Origin of the sequence: Bacillus sp. JJ675 (assembly GCF_036963165.1) — a bacterium.
GTDB lineage: Bacteria > Bacillota > Bacilli > Bacillales > Bacillaceae > Bacillus > Bacillus glycinifermentans.
Map to the genome: position 1 here is coordinate 570 of NZ_JBALMR010000042.1, position 17903 is coordinate 18472.

11 protein-coding genes are annotated in these 17903 nt (G+C 49.4%); all 11 read right to left on the reverse strand.

Annotated elements, in window-relative coordinates; genetic code table 11:
• Positions 1 to 1771, reverse strand: a 1771-nt coding sequence (infB, locus tag V7126_RS11320; protein ID WP_335497600.1) for a translation initiation factor IF-2, incomplete at its 3' end; no start/stop codon positions are given.
• 19 nt (positions 1772 to 1790) lie between these two features.
• Positions 1791 to 2093 carry a YlxQ family RNA-binding protein gene (locus V7126_RS11325; RefSeq protein ID WP_046128922.1) on the reverse strand — a complete coding sequence of 101 codons (303 nt, stop codon included), beginning with the start codon at positions 2091 to 2093 and terminating at the stop codon, positions 1791 to 1793.
• A complete protein-coding gene (gene rnpM, locus V7126_RS11330) occupies positions 2094 to 2369 on the reverse strand; it encodes an RNase P modulator RnpM (protein WP_082094016.1) in 276 nt (91 codons plus the stop codon).
• Between the two features lie 13 nt (positions 2370 to 2382).
• Positions 2383 to 3498 carry a transcription termination factor NusA gene (gene nusA / locus V7126_RS11335; protein WP_046128923.1) on the reverse strand — a complete coding sequence of 372 codons (1116 nt, stop codon included), beginning with the start codon at positions 3496 to 3498 and terminating at the stop codon, positions 2383 to 2385.
• A gap of 31 nt (positions 3499 to 3529) precedes the next feature.
• Positions 3530 to 4003, reverse strand: a complete 474-nt coding sequence (rimP, locus tag V7126_RS11340; RefSeq protein ID WP_046128924.1) for a ribosome maturation factor RimP — start codon at positions 4001 to 4003, stop codon at positions 3530 to 3532.
• A gap of 195 nt (positions 4004 to 4198) precedes the next feature.
• Positions 4199 to 5374, reverse strand: coding sequence for a glycoside hydrolase 5 family protein (locus V7126_RS11345; RefSeq protein ID WP_046128925.1), 1176 nt, complete (start codon positions 5372 to 5374; stop codon positions 4199 to 4201).
• A 79-nt stretch (positions 5375 to 5453) separates the two neighbouring features.
• Positions 5454 to 7109 carry a cellulase family glycosylhydrolase gene (locus V7126_RS11350; protein WP_046128926.1) on the reverse strand — a complete coding sequence of 552 codons (1656 nt, stop codon included), beginning with the start codon at positions 7107 to 7109 and terminating at the stop codon, positions 5454 to 5456.
• A gap of 112 nt (positions 7110 to 7221) precedes the next feature.
• Positions 7222 to 9336 carry a glycoside hydrolase family 48 protein gene (locus V7126_RS11355; RefSeq protein ID WP_046128927.1) on the reverse strand — a complete coding sequence of 705 codons (2115 nt, stop codon included), beginning with the start codon at positions 9334 to 9336 and terminating at the stop codon, positions 7222 to 7224.
• Between the two features lie 60 nt (positions 9337 to 9396).
• Positions 9397 to 11295 (reverse strand): glycoside hydrolase family 9 protein, encoded by a 1899-nt coding sequence (locus V7126_RS11360; RefSeq protein ID WP_396335463.1) that lies wholly within the window; start codon positions 11293 to 11295, stop codon positions 9397 to 9399.
• Between the two features lie 442 nt (positions 11296 to 11737).
• Positions 11738 to 16054: a PolC-type DNA polymerase III gene (locus V7126_RS11365; RefSeq protein ID WP_046128929.1), complete on the reverse strand. Its 4317-nt coding sequence runs from the start codon at positions 16052 to 16054 to the stop codon at positions 11738 to 11740.
• A gap of 85 nt (positions 16055 to 16139) precedes the next feature.
• Positions 16140 to 17858 (reverse strand): proline--tRNA ligase, encoded by a 1719-nt coding sequence (locus tag V7126_RS11370; RefSeq protein ID WP_046128930.1) that lies wholly within the window; start codon positions 17856 to 17858, stop codon positions 16140 to 16142.
• Between the last annotated feature and the right edge of the window lie 45 nt (positions 17859 to 17903).

Consider the following 17903-nt stretch of genomic DNA (forward strand, 5'->3'; position numbering starts at 1 on the left):
TACTCTTAGCATTACCGTCAGGTCTTACATTAAACCCGATAACGATCGCATTTGACGCGGAAGCCAAAATGATATCTGATTCGGTAATCGCGCCGACGCCTGTATGAATGATTTTTACCCTGACGCCTTCCACTTCGATTTTTTGAAGAGCTGCCGCCAGCGCTTCAACAGAGCCTTGAACATCGGCTTTTACGACAAGATTGATATCTTTGACGTCTCCTTGTTTGATCTGTTCAAATAAGTCGTCAAGGCTGAGCTTCGCTTTATCGCTGCGCTGTTCTTCAAGCTGTTTGGAAGCGCGCGCTTCACCGACCGAGCGGGCCGTTTTTTCGTCTTTGAAGACAAGGAACTGATCCCCGGCGTTCGGAACTTCGTTAAGACCTGTGATTTCAACAGGAGTTGACGGGCCGGCCGCTTTGACGCGTCTGCCGACATCGTTGACCATCGCACGCACGCGGCCGAACGTGTTTCCGACAACGATCGGATCTCCGACGCGAAGCGTTCCGTTTTGGACGAGCAATGTTGCCACAGAGCCTTTTCCTTTATCAAGTTCGGCTTCGATGACCGTACCTTTCGCCCTGCGGTTTGGATTCGCTTTAAGCTCCTCTACTTCGCTGACAAGCAGAATCATTTCAATCAGCTCGTCGATTCCTTCGCCTGAAAGAGCGGAAAGCGGAACGAAAATCGTGTCTCCTCCCCATGCTTCCGGAACGAGGCCGTGCTCTGTCAGCTCTTGCATGACGCGGTCCGGGTTTGCCGTCGGTTTATCGATTTTATTAACGGCGACGATAATCGGCACCTCTGCGGCTTTTGCGTGGTTGATCGCTTCGACCGTCTGAGGCATAACCCCGTCATCAGCCGCGACGACGAGAATCGTAATATCGGTTACTTCCGCTCCGCGGGCGCGCATTGTCGTGAATGCGGCGTGTCCCGGCGTATCGAGGAACGTGATTTTTTTGCCGTTTTCTTCGATTTGATAAGCGCCGATATGCTGCGTGATACCCCCTGCTTCTCCTTCGACAACCTTCGTTTTGCGGATGCTGTCAAGAAGCGTCGTTTTTCCGTGGTCAACGTGACCCATGATCGTCACGACAGGCGGACGGATTTCAAGATCTTCTTCGCGATCAGGCTCCTCGTACTTTTCAAATTCGGTTTCTTCGTGGACGATCACTTCTTCGACTTCAACGCCGTATTCGGAAGCGATCAGTTCAACCGTATCTTTGTCGAGATCCTGGTTGATCGTCGCCATAGTTCCGAGCAGCATCAGTTTTTTAATGATTTCTGACGGCTCTTTGCCGAGTTCTTCGGCCAGCTGGCCGACCGTCATTGAATTTGTAAACGAGATTTTTTCAGGCAGTTCCTTTTTCGGTTTAACCTGCTTCTCCTGCGGAGAATGATGGTTTCTATTGCGCTTGTTTTTTTTGTTGTTGTTGTTTTTCTTCTTGTTTTTGTTGTTAAATTGAGTATTTTGCACGTTATTCTTCTTTCCGTCTCGATTTTTCTTTGGCTTAGTTCCGGCATTCTGTTTTGCGGCTTCTTGCTGAGGTTTTTGGCCGCTTCGATCGGCGCTTTTTTTGTTTTCGGCCTGCTTGTTTCCCGCAGGCTGTCCGGCGCCTTTTTTGAATTTTTTATCAAGCTGTTTGATTGCACTTTCTTCAATCATTGCCATATGGTTATTGACTTCGATATTCATATCTTTCAATGACGCGATGACATCCTTACTTGAAACATTTATGGCTTTTGCATATTCATAAACTCTCATTTTAGCCATTCGTTCACCCCCAAAAAAATTAATCGAGCTTTCGGAGCAACGTTTGCGCAAAGCCTTGATCAGTGACGGCCACTGCCACACGGGATTCTTTGCCGATTGCACGGCCGAGAATCGTACGGTCTCCGACTTTTTTACACGGCACGCCGTAGTACTTGCATTTGTCGGTTACCTTTTTCTCCGTGTTGGCTGATGCGTCTTCTGCAAGCAAAACAAGCTTTGCGCGCAAATGCCTGATTTCCTTCACAACCAGGTCTTCTCCGGACACGACCTTTCGAGCTCGATTCGCCAGGCCCAGCAAGGAAAACCACTCTGATTCCGACATCTATCTGGTCTCCTTTTCCGCCAGTTCCAGCAATTCATCAAAAATCTGATCATCAATTTGTGCCTGAAGCTGATTTGCTAAGCTGTTTTTCTTTTTTGCGGTTAAGATTACGTCTTTATCAAGCGTAAGGTAAGCTCCCCGGCCGTTCTTTTTGCCAGTCGGGTCTACTGAAACTTCCCCTTCTTTGGAGCGGACGACGCGGATGAGCTCCTTTTTAGGCTTCATTTCCCCTGTTACGACGCATTTTCGAAGCGGGATCTTCTTTCGGCTTTTCACCAAAGGTCACCTCTTATTCATCCGTTTCTGGAGTTTCGCTCTCTAAAAAGAGCTCTTCAGACTCTTCTTCAAGCTCCCTTGGATAAATCCCAAGTTCCCTTGCATCAGTTTCGCTTTTAATATCGATTTTCCAGCTTGTCAGCTTTGCGGCCAGCCGGGCGTTTTGGCCCCTTTTGCCGATGGCGAGCGAAAGCTGGTAATCAGGGACGATGACGGTTGTCGCCTTGTCTTCCTCATTGACGATGACATCAAGGACTTTGGAAGGGCTCAGCGCATTTGCGACAAATTCGACGGGATCGCTTGACCAGTGGACAATGTCGATTTTCTCGCCTTTCAGTTCATTGACGATCGCTTGCACGCGCTGTCCTTTAGGGCCGACGCAGGCGCCGACCGGATCGATGTCTGGATCGTCCGTCCGGACGGAGATTTTCGAGCGGTCTCCTGCTTCTCTCGCCACAGACTTAAGCTCGACGGTTCCATCGTAGATTTCAGGAACTTCGATTTCGAAGAGGCGCTTTAATAATCCGGGATGAGTTCTTGAAACATAAATCTGCGGACCCTTCGTCGTTTTCTCGACCTTTGTGATGTACACTTTGATCCGGTCGTGAGGCTTGTAGACCTCGTTCGGCATTTGTTCAGAGACGGGCAATAGCGCCTCGATTTTGCCCAGAGAAACGTAGATGAACTTATTGTCGATCCGCTGGACGATGCCTGTCATGATATCTTCTTCACGGTCGATAAATTCTGAATAGATGACGCCCCGCTCGGCTTCGCGGACGCGCTGGGTAACCACCTGCTTCGCCGTCTGGGCGGCGATGCGGCCGAAATCTTTCGGGGTAACTTCTATTTCCACGACGTCCCCGACAATATAGTTCGGGTTGATGTTTCTGGCGTTTTCAATCGAGATTTCAAGGCGCGGATCATAGACTTCGTCCACGACGTCCTTGCGTGCGAAAACGCGGATTGTGCCGGTGTCGCGGTTTAAATCGACCCTGACATTCTGCGCCTGGTTAAAGTTCCGCTTGTATGCGGAAATGAGCGCAGCCTCAATTGCATCAATAATAATTTCCTTACTGATTCCCTTTTCTTTCTCAAGAACAGTCAGGGCATCTAACAACTCACTACTCATGTTTATGGTTTCCCCCTTAAACAGTCAAAAATTAATTGAACGAAACAGCCAGCCTTGCTTTTGCTATTTTTTCGTACGGTATCTGGATTTTTTTCTGCCGTGTTTTGATCGTGACTGTAATTTCTACGGTTTCACCGTCAAATGCAGAAAGCTCGCCTTCGAATTCTTTATTGCCTTCAATAGGTTCGTACGTCTTAATGTATACGTTTTTTCCGAGCGCTTTCGTGAAATCGGCTTCTTTCTTTAAAGGCCGTTCCGCTCCGGGAGATGATACTTCAAGAAAGTAGTTCTGCTGAATCGGATCAGCCTCGTCAAGCTTTTCACTCAGCGCTTCGCTAACCTTTGCACATTCTTCGATGTCGACGCCGTCATCAGAATCAATAAACACGCGAAGGAACCAGTTTTGCCCTTCCTTGACAAATTCGATGTCAACGAGTTCAAGCTGAAGATTGTCTAATATGGGCTGAACCATTTCGCTTGCTGTTTCGACCACTTTGCTACTCATACTTTTCCTCCTTGTGCAGGCTCCCATTCATCAGCTCTCTCGTAAAAACCCCGCTTTTTAAGAAGCAGGGGCTAAAGAAAAGACGATGAACATGTCGAGACAAAATTGCCTGTTCAATACAAAAGAGCGGGTTTCCCCACTCTTCGCCTCGGCTATCGTTAGCATTTCCAATAAAACTATACCATAACCATATTTTTATTGCAAATCGGTTGCGGTTTTCTCCTTTATTTTGAACGACTTTTCGTTCATTCGCTCCGCATGTTCTGAAATGACGGAAGCAGACGTACTCGGATGAATAATCCGGAAGCCGTCATAATCCGGATAAAGGGTGCCGTCGTCCTGAATGCCGGTTAAAATCCAAAATTGGCTTCCGGCGCCGCCCTGTGACTCGATGATATCAAGCCAGGTGCTGTAGACGGCATCCCGCCTCGCTTTGTCCAGGTAGCCGTATTCCTCCAGAACGACGGGCTTGCCGATTTCGTTTCCGTCACGAATATGATCCAAAATCCACCGGTTTCCCCATTCCGCGGTTTTGCCCCAATGGTCGGGATACAGGTGGAAGGTTCCGTAATCAATGCCGGGCAAGGCGGTCAGCCGCTTCCAGTCAACGCCTTCTCCGCCTCCGTATGTCCAGTCCGGATGGCCTTCAATCCGATAAAACCCTTCATCTCCTGCCGCGACAAGATGGTTTTGATCGATTGATTTAATAAATGCGCTCATTTCATCAGCCCATTCAATGAGCGTGTCGCCGCTATTATCCGACTGAACCCTTGGCTCGTTTGCCAGTTCCCATGTCATAATGGCGGGATCGTCCTTATACTTTACGCCCGTATAAGTGTTTACCCGGTTCAGCATATAAGCGACATAATCTTTATAAGCCTGTTTAATGCCGGGATGGGTATAAAACGCATCATGTCCGGAAGCCTGAAACCATCTGACGTATTGATTCATCCCGCCGAAATCGTCCCAGTTGTTCACAAAGGGAATGACCAGTTTTATCCCGGTCTGGCCCGCTTTGTAAATGGCGTAATCAAGCTTTGAAAAGCCTGATTCATCGAATACCCCGGGCCTTGGCTGCATGACGGAGTTTTCTTGCGGCGTGCCGTCAAGAAAGCCCCAAATCCGGATCACTTTCAGATTCATCGCTTTCATATCTTCAAATACATCATCGACCATTTTTTTAGATTTGTAGTGAAAATAATAGTTATTGGTTCCTGCAAAATAAAAATCTTTTCCGTTCAATTTAAAAATTGTTCCCGATGTCTCCACAAAAGGAGATGCGGCAAATGCCCGGTTATCGCCGGGCAGCATGGCCGAACATGCCGCTAACAGCACCATCAGCAAGTGCAGCAACATTTTTCGCGCTTTCATGGTTCTCCCCGCTTTCACTGAGGTGACGGCGGCATCTGATTTTCGCCGCCGCTCCCTGTCTTTTTAATCGCCCGTTTCTTTAAGGCGTGACTTTCACTTTCACGGCTACTTCGACACCCTTCGGCCACATTTCAAATGTAAAGGTCGAATCGCTCTTCAAGAAGTGTAAAACGCGCTCTCTGAGATACAGCTTCCCGGCTTTTTCATAAAAATCTTCGTCATAGTTCAAGTATGGCGTCCATGACCATACGTCTTCAAGAACCGGCCTGCCGGTCGAGTCCACGACACCTTTAACGGTGGCGAGCTTCGTCCCGTTTAAAGAAGCGGGGATTTCCAAATCTCCCTTGATATTCGACCTGCTGATCGTAAACTCATCTTTCTCAAGCTTCGGCGCGCCATACAGAATCACGTCGGCCACCTGGCTCGCTCCTTTGTCAAACGCAAAGGTAAGCTCTGCCTTCGTTCCGAATGCCGGCGATCCGTCAATGAGCTTTGCCAAATATGATGCTTTGATCGTCACCGACTGTCCGGAGACCGTATAATCAGTTCCGTTTTGCAATTGTTCCGATCGGTGCCGGATTCCCGCAAACTTGTTTCCGCTCAGGCGGATTTCCATCGTCTGATCGGTGATGGACTGCCCTTTTCTGATATAAAGGTCTCCCGGATTGACGATGGCATTAGAGATGCCCCGCCCCGCTTGAATGACGATGTCTTTTACAACCGGATCGCGCCAGGTTCTTGTTGTCCGGTCGAACTGGTCATTCCCATTATCCCACCACATGGTGACCATTTGATATTTGTGAGCCAGTCCGACAAGCGCATCGTGGTAAAGACGCTTGGAATACTTCTCATTGGCGCCCAGCGTCCCGTACTCGCCGATAATGACCGGATAACCTTTCGCAACGAATGTTTCATAAACCGGTTTAATATCCCGCTCCATGTCTTCGATATCTTTGGACGTTCCCCAAGTCGTCCGGCCCCACCAGTTGGAGACATAGTCCCATGGGGAATAGTAGTGGAAGGTCAGCACGATTCTGTCATCATCAGGCGGTTCAAATGTATTGAGCAGCTCATCCTTGTTGTCTTCCAGCCCGCCGACGATAACGAGACGCTCGGCATTTTGCCCGCCTGTAGCGCGGATCATCCTCAACATCTCACGGTTGAGGAGATTCAATTGATAGGCGCTCATTCCCGTCGGTTCATTGACGATTTCAAAGAGCAGACGGTCGCTTTTGTTTTTGAAGCGGTCTGCGATCTGTGTCCATACTTTACCCAGTTTTTCCAGCGTTTCCTGCTGGCTGCTTCCCATGCGGTTGATCCACAGCCATGAATCGTGATGGACATTTAATACGACATAGAAGTCTCTTTTTAACGCCCAGTCTGTGACTTGTTCCACCCGATTCATCCACTCCGGGGCAATCTTGTAATCCGGAGCGCCGCCGATATGCGAATCCCAGGTCACGGGAATTCTGACGCTTTTAAACCCTGCCTCGCGAATATCGTCAAATGTGTGCTCCTGAACAGGCGGGTTGTTCCATGAGCCTTCGGTGGGGACGGCATCAAGCGTGTTGCCGAGATTCCAGCCGGGGCTCATCTTTTCCAAAAGGTCTAACGGTTTATTCTCAACTGTCGCTTTTGTTTCCCTTTCTGTTCCCGAGGCCGGAATCGCGCCAAGAGCAGCCGTTCCCATGAACAAAAATAAGACGATGATCGATTTTATGCACTTATCTCTCAATCTTTTATCCTCCTTATTTCGCATCTTTATTTGTAGAGTAAAGCGGCGGCGCCGTTCGCTTAAGGTCAGCACCGCCTCTATTTAAAGCGTTTTCAAAAATATGCTGAGTTCTCTACGCATCTCCGATTAAGCGGTCATACTCGGCATACGCTGTCGCGATGTCGACTTGGGACCAAAAACGGTGGTAAATGAATGTCGGCAGACCATTTTCCCATTTGCCGGTATCCGGGTTCCACGATGTTCGGTATTTGTTTTCCAAATAAGTCCATTTCGGATCGTTTTTGATCTTTGGACGGAGATCCGTATGGCTGATATAGACGCCGTTTCCTCCTTTAGCAGGGTCGGACGGCACGGTATTCGGTCCGGGGATGGTGTTTCCCTGGCCGTTCCTTCCGCTCCAGCCGTTCGGGAAGTAGATTTCCTCCGTAAAGTAGCGGACGTAATCGGCATGCTCTTCCTCTGCCGCAATACCGATCCCGTCATTTTTATTCCACGCCGAATCGAGCAGGCCTTTCGCGAGGTTTTTGGCGCGGTTTCCGAGAGCGGTGAAGCTTCCTGTTTCGGCTTTTGTTCCAGCCGCAAAGAAAACAAGCGTTTTAATATAGCTTCCGAGAACACCGACATCCTGTGACGGGCTCTTTGTCGTAACGTGCAGCCCCGGGTTGCCCGTAAAGGAAGCGAAACCTTTCCACGTGTCGGGCTGACCGCTCCATTCTAGATTGGACGGAATCCAAAATTCGCCCGGATCAGGCTCTGTGGCAACATTCGGGTTGTTGCCGCCGTAAATTCTTTCTCCCGCTTCATTCAAATAATAGCCCTCATCGTCTGACAGCGGACGTTCGTTAACAAAAACATAGTCCATCGAATAAGCGGTCCATTTTTCAATGACGGTCTTTGCCATTTTAAAATTCTCGGAAGATGTGTCGCCTTTTGCAGCCAAAATATAATACAGTTCAGCGACCCTTTCCATCGGCCAGGCTTGCATGCCGAACCAATTGTTTGAAGGCGGATCATGGTAAACCGGCGCTTCTGTGTACGCCATGCCATAAAACGTGCTGACATCCTCCGGATACCGGCTGTAGTTGCCGTTCCAGCTGTTTGTAGCGCCGCCGGCGATCGCACCTTCTGAAGAAAGCAGCCACGTATACAGTTCAAGCTGCCGTTTCAGCGCGGTTTCCCAGTCGGCGCGCGCCGAAGGCGAATTTGGAATCAGGCCACCTTCAGACGTAGACAGCGCATATGAGGCAACCGGATTTTGATAGCCTTGATGCACATGGCTTGCGCCGATCCGCCAAGCCCAGTTCGCATACTGTCCGAGCCCGCCTCCCCATGCGGTGTACCATGCCATTAAATAATGGCAGGCGTCTTTGCCCGATCCCCTTTGCGGCGATCCTCCAGAAGCGCTCCCAATCCTTTGGAAATATTTATCATACATGCCGTAGCGGAGAAAGTCCCCCATCTTTTTGGCTTTGTTCAAATACGTTGAATTGTTGTAGCCCCACTGCTTTGCCCAGTACATCGCCTGAATGGCGCGGGCATCGGCATCCGTCGCGTTCGTGTAGCGCCATTGCGGAGCAGGCGCCTGATTTTCTTTTGTGAACAGGCTCATAAACCCTTCATTTGCTTTTCCAAAGGTCTGATCATCCTGGGACGGATGCGGAATCGTTTCCCAGACTGATTCCTGTTCTCCGCGCTGATAAGTGTTGACGTAGGCAGCAGTATGGGAAGGGTTCAGAAGATTGCCGAATCCATACCAGTTGTCAACGTCCAGCAGCCAGTGCATCAAATACGTTTCATTGCTTCCGTATGTGGCTTTCAGCTCGGCGTCAAGCGGGTCGTTTCCTGCGGGATACTGTCCGGTAAGAGGCGACGGGTAGCGGTCAGGAAAGGGATGTTCAGCGGCGTATGTGGCAGGGCTTGAAGGGTTGTAGTAGCGCATCGTCGGCTGTTCTTCTTTTCCGTCTCCTTCATTGACGGGGATGATATATTTCTCCATGTTGTCCCAAGCGGCTTCAAGCTTAGCCCAGTCTTGCGTGTAACGCCCGTACATCGCTTCGAGCCACAGCCAATAGCTGTATGCTTCAGATGTCGTCATATGGCCGTAGTCCGGAGCTTCACAGATGAGTGTTTCAATGGAGTGGTACGGAATGCCCTCCGGGGAAAAATAACCGTTATTCGGATTTTTAATCTGCTCATACAATTGCATAAAACGGGTTTTGTTGTCCATGGTGTGTCCTCCTTTTAAAGCTTCTCCATGTTTTGCACGCCGGGTTTCCATCCCGGCTTTTTACTTCGGCTCGTTTCCGAATACGAGCCGTCCTCCATCATAAACAGGGATATACCGGGTTTTCGCAAGCATATATGACAGTCCTTGGTAGGAGTAATCGTTATTCGGATTCCAAAAGGCCGTTCCCGACGGTGCCGAAATGCGAAATTGCGCTTCCTTTTTGTGAGCCGATTGTCCGCCCGGATAAATCGGCACACCGCTGAAGCTGACTTCCGTGTAGTAAACGTGATTCTTTGCATCATAAGGCTTCAGCTGAGACACGGTTGCCCCCTCGTGATATCCTCCGAGTGCGACTTTGATGTCGTCGGCTGAATATCCGGCACCCGCCGCTTCAGTAAGGTCAATGTAATAGCGGAAAGACAGTTGATCGGATTTTCTTGCCGGCCATCCCGACCGGTTGTTGAGCTGCACCCGTATTTCGGTGAAATTGATTCCTGAGCTGTTGACGGACGCTTCTGCAAAAAACTCGTCATCCGGCGTTTCGTTTTCAGGGAAGCCGGGCAGCGGCAATTGTCCCACTCCATGCAGTTCATACATTTTCGCAATATTCCCCGTAAAAGCGGCATTGTAGTCAATCGCTACCTCGTTTGATACATAGTCTGATGTCTCATCCCGGTATGAATCGTCTCTTCCCGGTCCGCCGACCAGTGCTCCGTAAAGCGTATGCCGGTGGTTTTCAGGCACGTTCATATTGTCGGCCCATGACCCGTGTGCAGTCCGGTGATGCGGATGTTTCGGCGGATTTGTTCCATAGCCGACAACGAAGCTGCGCTTCCCCGGATTGTCTCCAAGCATATAGTTGATTTGCTGTTCGGCAAAATCGCGATACCTTTTCGCTTTAGCCTCGTCTTTTACCCAATCTGAATAAACAAACGCGAGAAACGCGGCATTTGATGCATAACGGAGCGAGCCCCACTGTTCAAGCCACGCCAGCCCTCCCGGCGTATATGTGATTCTTTCCGTGCTTCCGTCATGCTTGTAGCCGGTTGACCAGTAATCAAGGTTGCGCTCGACACTCGCGGTAAAGCGGGAATCGTTCGTCAGACGTGCCAACAGGAGCTGTGCCCCGTATGTGACGTCATCCCACGAAATGGTCCAGCGGTAAGGCCAGCTTGCCGGATCTCCCCAGTCGTTGACCGAAGAGAGCGCTTTGTCCAGATATCGCTCTTCATCGGTTGCCAGATACAGCCATACGGCTCCCCATGTCAATTCGTCCTTATACCCGCTCCACGAATTGTAATATTGCCGGGCATCTGTGATACAGTCGGAATATTTGCCGCGGTATCGGTCAGCGAAATCATACAGCTGCTTCGCGTGCGTTATAAGTGTCGCGGCATATGAGGAATCTGTCGGCTGAAAGACGATTGAAGCTGCAGCGAGGGCAGCAGCGGTACCGCCTGCTAAATCCGAACCGGGGCAGCCGGCATCAATCTTGTAGGCGGGACGCTTCATCGGCATGACTTCAGCCGGCCCCCACCAGCCGTGGTCAGCGGCTCCATTGCCGACCTGCCCCCAATATTCGTTAGGAGCTGTATGCGCTTTAATAAAATAATCCGTCGCCCATTTTAAATTGTCCAAAATCGCCCCGAGCTGTCCGGCTGCTATATACGCATCGCGGTATTCATAAACCGACCAGGCTAAAACGGCGGCAGAATACGCCATCGGCAGCCCGAACTTCACATGATCTCCGGCATCATACCATCCGCCGGTTAAATCGCGGCCGGCGTCCTTTCCGTCATCAAGCCCTGAATCGCCTCTCCAATTCAGCCGGCTGTTGTCGGGGAGTTTGCCTGAGCGCTGCGCTTCATAAAACAAGATCGACTTTTGCAGGAGCTCAGCGTAATTTTGCTGATTGTCCGCCGCATATGCCGTACTGTCCCTTTCAGAAAACGGCATCATAACCGCGGCGGCCAAAAGTACAGCAAGCGAGAAAAGCGCTTTCATTTTTGAAAAAACGGTCCGTTTCACATGATTCATCCCCCTCACCTCTGTTTACCGATAAAACTAAAAGTTTGCTACATCCTCCTCACCTCCTTTCAGTTAAAGCTCATAGTGTCTGCCAATAACAGAGAGATTCTGAATGCAACCTTTTTTGAGGGGGCGGTTAACATGGGGAAATGGTGTACTGTATAAAAACTTAGTTTGTTTAAACGAGAAACAAACTAAAGAGATTGATAGCTTTTTGTCTTCAAATCTGAGATTCTTTTGAAGATATTAACATTATTGTATATTTTATGTCAATGGATCTGGCAGCCCTTTATGCAGAATGAGGCATTTCCTCCTGCAGCTGTCCTATTCGAAGAAAACCTAACAAAAAAAACTGCCGACAAAGCCGGCAGTTTTAGAATAAAGAAAGCTGATTCTGTTCCGGAAGCGACTCTAAGCAGCCGTGCCGCTCCAAGTATTCCATAAGGGTTTTCGAAACCTTTCCCCTTTTTTGCAAATCTTCTTTTGAAAGAAATTCGCCTTCCTCCCTTGCCTTGACAATATTTAAAGCGGCGTTTGTACCAAGGCCCGGAATGGAGTTGAAAGGAGGGATCAGGCTGTTGCCGTCAATAATAAATTCTGAGGCGCTTGACCTGTATAAATCCACCTTTTGGAAAGAAAATCCCCTTTCACACATTTCAAGCGCCAGCTCAAGCACGGTAAGCAAGCTTTTCTCTTTCGGAGAAGCGTCAAGCCCCTTGCTGTTGATGTCATCCATGACGGCTCTGATCGCGGTCGAGCCTTTGATCATCGTATCGATATCGAAATCATCGGCGCGGACCGTAAAGTATGCCGCGTAATAAAGCAGAGGGTGGTGCACTTTAAAATATGCGATCCGGACGGCCATCAGCACATAGGCGGTGGCGTGGGCTTTCGGGAACATGTATTTGATTTTCTTGCATGAATCGATGTACCACTCGGGAACATTATTATTCCTCATTTCTTCTTCCCACTCCGGTGTCAAGCCTTTCCCTTTCCGGACAAACTCCATAATTTTAAAGGCCAGGGAAGGTTCAAGGCCCTGATAGATGAGATACACCATAATATCGTCGCGGCATCCGATAACCTCGCTCAGCTCGCATATATTATTATGAATGAGCTCCTGTGCGTTCCCGAGCCAGACGTCCGTGCCGTGAGAAAGTCCGGAAATCTGGACGAGCTCGGAAAATGTCGTAGGCTTTGTATCCTCAAGCATCTGTCTGACGAAACGGGTTCCGAATTCAGGGATTCCGAGCGTACCGGTTTTACAGCCGATCTGCTCTTCTGTGACGCCTAAAGACTCAGGCCCCTGGAAGATTTTCATGACTTCCGGATCATCGGTCGGAATCGTCTTCGGATCGATTCCGCTTAAATCCTGAAGCATGCGGATCACCGTCGGATCATCGTGTCCAAGAATATCAAGCTTCAGCAGATTGTCGTGAATCGAATGGAAGTCGAAGTGGGTCGTTTTCCATTCTGAATCGGTGGCATCTGCCGGAAACTGGATCGGTGAAAAATCGTAAATATCCATATAGTCCGGAACGACGATGATTCCGCCCGGGTGCTGGCCCGTCGTCCGCTTAACGCCGGTGCACCCCTGCACAAGGCGGTCGATTTCCGCCCCGCGTATATGCAGATTGTTATCGTTCGCATACCCTTTGACATATCCGTAAGCCGTTTTTTCGGCAACCGTGCCGATCGTTCCCGCGCGGTAGACGTTATCTTCCCCGAACAGCACTTTCGTGTAATTGTGGGCGCGGGGCTGATATTCCCCGGAGAAGTTCAAATCGATATCCGGAACCTTGTCCCCTTTAAAGCCCAGGAACGTTTCGAACGGAATATCGTGCCCGTCTTTTTTATAGACGGCCCCGCATTTCGGACAGTCTTTGTCAGGCAAGTCGAATCCCGAGCCGACAGATCCGTCATTGAAAAATTCCGAATGGCAGCAATCAGGACAGACGTAGTGCGGAGGCAGCGGATTAACCTCGGTAATTTCAGTCAATGTCGCAACGAGTGAAGAACCGACCGATCCCCTTGAGCCGACGAGATAACCGTCATCAAGAGAGCGTTTTACGAGCTTGTGGGAAATCAGATAAATAACGGCAAATCCGTGGCCGATAATGCTTTTCAGCTCTTTTTCGATACGCTTCTCCACAATCTCGGGCAAATTTTCGCCGTAAATGCTTTTCGCTTTTTCATAGCTCATGTTGCGGATTTCTTCATCTGCCCCTTCGATCTTCGGCGTATAGAGATCGTCTTTGATCGGTTTGATTTCTTCGATTTTTTCGCTGATCATCCGCGTATTCGTCACAACGATTTCTTTCGCTTTTTCCTTGTCCAAGAATGAAAAGGCTTCAAGCATTTCATCCGTCGAACGGAAATGAACGTTCGGCAGCTCATGCCTGTTCAGCGGATTTGCCCCGCCCTGCGAGGAAATCAAAATCTTTCTGTAGATTTTGTCCTCCGGATTTAAGTAATGCACATTTCCTGTTGCCACGACGGGTATGTTCAGCTTGTCCCCAAGCTTTGTGATGTTTGTAATGATTTCCTTGAGCGATTTTTCATCCCTGACCAGCTCAAGCTCGAGCAGATGGCGGTAGACTTCAGGCGGCATCACTTCAAGATAGTCATAGAACGAAGCGATCTCCTCGACCTCTTCCGGCGATTTCTGCATCATGCCTTCAAATACTTCGCCTTTGTCGCACGCCGAGCCGACTAACAGGCCTTCTCTGTGCTTTTCCAGCTGTGACCGCGGAATTCTCGGCACCCTGTAAAAATAGTTGATGTGTGAAAGTGAAACGAGTTTGAACAGGTTTTTTAAGCCTGTTTCGTTTACCGCCAAAAGTGTCGCATGATAAGGTCTTGAGCGCTGATACGCATTCGACTGCCCCATGTTTTCATTGAGCTGGTCATGATACAAAATATTTTTTTCAGCCGCGTCTTTAAGCATTTTCACGAGGAGATAGCCCGTCGCTTCCGTATCATAAATCGCCCTGTGGTGCTGCGTGAGCTCGATATCGAACTTTTTACAGAGCGTATTCAGTCTGTGGTTTTTGAACTCAGGGTAGAGAAAACGTCCAAGTTCCAGCGTATCGATGACAGGGTTTTGCGCTTTTTCGGTTTTCAGAAGCCGCTTATAGGCGACATTGATGAACCCCATGTCAAAACTCGCATTGTGGGCGACAAGCGTGTGGTCTCCGATCCATTCCTTAAAATCCCTGATCACTTCTTCAACATCTGGTGCGTCTTTGAGCATATCGTCCGTAATTCCCGTCAGCTCAATGATGGTAGCTGATAAAGGACGATGCGGGTTAGCAAACCTTTCAAAACGCTCGATGATTTCCCCGCCTTTTACTTTTACAGCGGCCAATTCGATGATCGTATCGTATACCGCGGACAGCCCCGTCGTTTCGACGTCAAATACGACATAGGTTTCCTCTTCTAAAAGACGGTGCGCGGGGTTGTAAGCGATCGGCACGCCGTCATCTACGAGATTCGCTTCAAGGCCGTAGATCATTTTCACGCCGTGTTTTTTGCTTGCCGCATACGCATCCGGAAACGACTGTACGACGGCGTGATCCGTAATTGCGATGGCGGAATGGTTCCATTTTTTCGCCTGTTCGACAAGCTTGCCGATGCTTGTAACGGCATCCATTTGGCTCATCGGCGAATGAAGGTGAAGTTCAACCCGTTTTTCGTCATCCGGTGCGGTATCTTCGCGCGTTTTCGCTTTGATTTCATTTACATCGTTGGCGATCATAACTAAATCGCGGACGAACGTGTCGTTTTGAATGCTTCCCCGCGCCTTGACCCACATCCCTTTTTTCAAGGATTTCATCAGGTTTGCGTCCTCTTTCTCGCGGGCGAACATTTTGATGAGGATGCTGTTCGTATAATCTGTGATTTTAAAGATGCAAAGCGTTCTGCCGCTCTTGAGCTCCCTTGTTTCAGCATCAAACACATACCCTTGAACCGTAATTCTCCGCTCTTCATCCATGATGCTGTCAAGCGTCCTGATTTCTTCCGTGTCTTTGATCGGATAGCCGATTTGCAGCGGCCCTTGCGGCGCCTCATCTTCAGCGCTTTCTTTATCCTGCTTTTCCATTTCGATTAAGGCCTGAAGGGCGCGTTCCTTGTCTTCAGCCAGCTTTTGTTCTCTGAATTTCTGAATCTCTTGATCTGATACGAAAATTTCAGTCTCGAGCTGAAGCTCGGGAAACCCGAACGTCCGGTAGCTTGCCTGAATGAGTGAAGCGTATTTTTTCTTCAGTGCCGAAGCTTCTGTATCTGTTTTCGTTTTCAGTACGAGTTTGTTCCCTGAAAGTTTAGGCTTTTGCTCATTCAAAAGCGTTAAAATCGGCGGAGAAATGCCGTCTAATTCTTGAATGCAGCGCGTCCAGTAGTCCTGGATGAGCCGCTCGTCCACCGTCCGGTCTTCGGCTTCGATTGAGCATGTCACTTGTGCAATATGGGAAAAGGTGCGTGTCAGCTGGTGATGAAACCGTTCGAAAACCTGATACGGCAGCACGGCTTTAAATTGAAAGTGGAAATGCCAGGTCTTCTTGTTTTTATGAACGGTAAGCTTGATGATCTGCCCGCCTTCAAGATGGCGGATTACTGTATCTTCGGTAAAATTCAGCTGCTGCAGAAGAATTTGAAACTGTCTTCTGTTGACAGAAAGCTGGTCTTCCAAGACAGATTCCTCCCTAAAAGAAAATCATAATGGAAGGTACCTCAGGGATTCCCGAGGTACCTTCCTTTACATTAGTGTAACACGTTTATGAATGTGAAGATAAGCTCTTGATTTGCTTTTCGATGAAGTCTGAAAGCTCGCCGGCTGCGACTTCAAAAGTCTCCCCGGTTTTGCGGATCTTCACTTCGACAATGCCTTCGTCAGCACGCTTTCCGACCGTGATACGGATCGGAAGGCCGATGAGATCGGAGTCCGCAAATTTTACGCCGGCCCTCTCAGCCCTGTCGTCAAATAAAACGTCATAACCCTTCTCTTTACATTCGCCGTATAATCGTTCAGCAAGCTCGGCCTGTGCGTCATTTTTCATGTTGAGCGCGAGAATGTGAAGGTCATACGGGCTCACGCTCAGCGGCCAGATCAGGCCTTTCTCGTCGTGATGCTGTTCGACGATGGCGGAAAGCGTCCGTGAAATACCGATTCCGTAGCAGCCCATCAGCATCGGTTTGGCGCGGCCGTTTTCGTCAAGGAATGTCGCATCCATCGCTTCTGAATAGCGGGTGCCGAGTTTGAATACCTGTCCGACTTCGATTCCCTTTGCAAAGCGGATCGTCCCTTTGCCGTCAGGGGACGGATCTCCCTCCTGGATGAATCGGAGGTCAGCGTATGTGACATTGCCCGCATCGCGGCTGATATTGACGTTTTGATAATGGTAGTCAGCTTTGTTCGCGCCTGCGGCTGCATTTGCCATCGCTTTTACGGCGAAATCGGCGTATACCTCGATGTCCGGGTTAAGGCCTATCGGTCCGACAAAGCCCGGCTCTGTCCCGATGACCAATTGGACTTCTTCAGCGCTTGCGAATTCGATCGTTTGCGCGTTCAGCAGATTTTTCACCTTAATATCGTTCACTTCATGATCCCCTCTTGTCAAGACGAGGACGAAGCGGTCGTCCGCCTTCAGCAGCATCGATTTGATGCAGTCTGACGGGGATACATGTAAAAATCCGGCAAGCTCTTCAATCGTTTTCACGCCTGGCGTATGGACTTCCTGGAGCTCTTTCATGTCTTCGTTTTTGGCTTCAGCGGATTCCAGCACTTCTGCCATTTCGATGTTGGCAGCATATGACGACTGATCTGAATAGGCAATCGTATCTTCCCCGACATCGGATAGCGCCATGAATTCATGCGTGTCCTTTCCGCCCATTGCGCCGGAGTCGGCGATAACCGGCCTGAAATTCAATCCGCATCTCGTAAAGACGTTCATGTAAGCCTGATACATATCGTTGTATGTCTTATCAAGGCTTTCAGCAGATGAATGGAAAGAATACGCGTCTTTCATGATGAATTCGCGGCCTCTCAGCAATCCGAAACGCGGACGCTTTTCATCGCGGAATTTGGATTGGATCTGATAGAGGGTCAGCGGAAGCCGCTTGTACGATTTGATTTCGTCCCGTACGATGCTTGTGATGACCTCTTCGTGTGTGGCGCCGAGCGCAAATTCGCGGCCGTGGCGGTCTTTCAGCCTCATCAGCTCAGGTCCGTATGTATACCATCTTCCGGATTCCTGCCAAGTTTCAGCCTGCTGCAGCGCCGGCATCAGCATTTCAACCGCGTTGATGTTTTCCATCTCTTCGCGGACGATGGCCTGAATCTTTTGAATTACTTTATTGGCAAGGGGCATATAGCTGTATACGCCGCTCGTATTTTGTCGGATAAAACCCGCTCTGAGAAGGAGCTGATGGCTTTTCGCCTCCGCATCAGCCGGCACTTCCCGGAGCGTCGGAATTAGAGTCCTGCTCTGTCTCATTTCGTTCGCACCTCATTTATGTCAATTGGTTACTTTTTATTCATT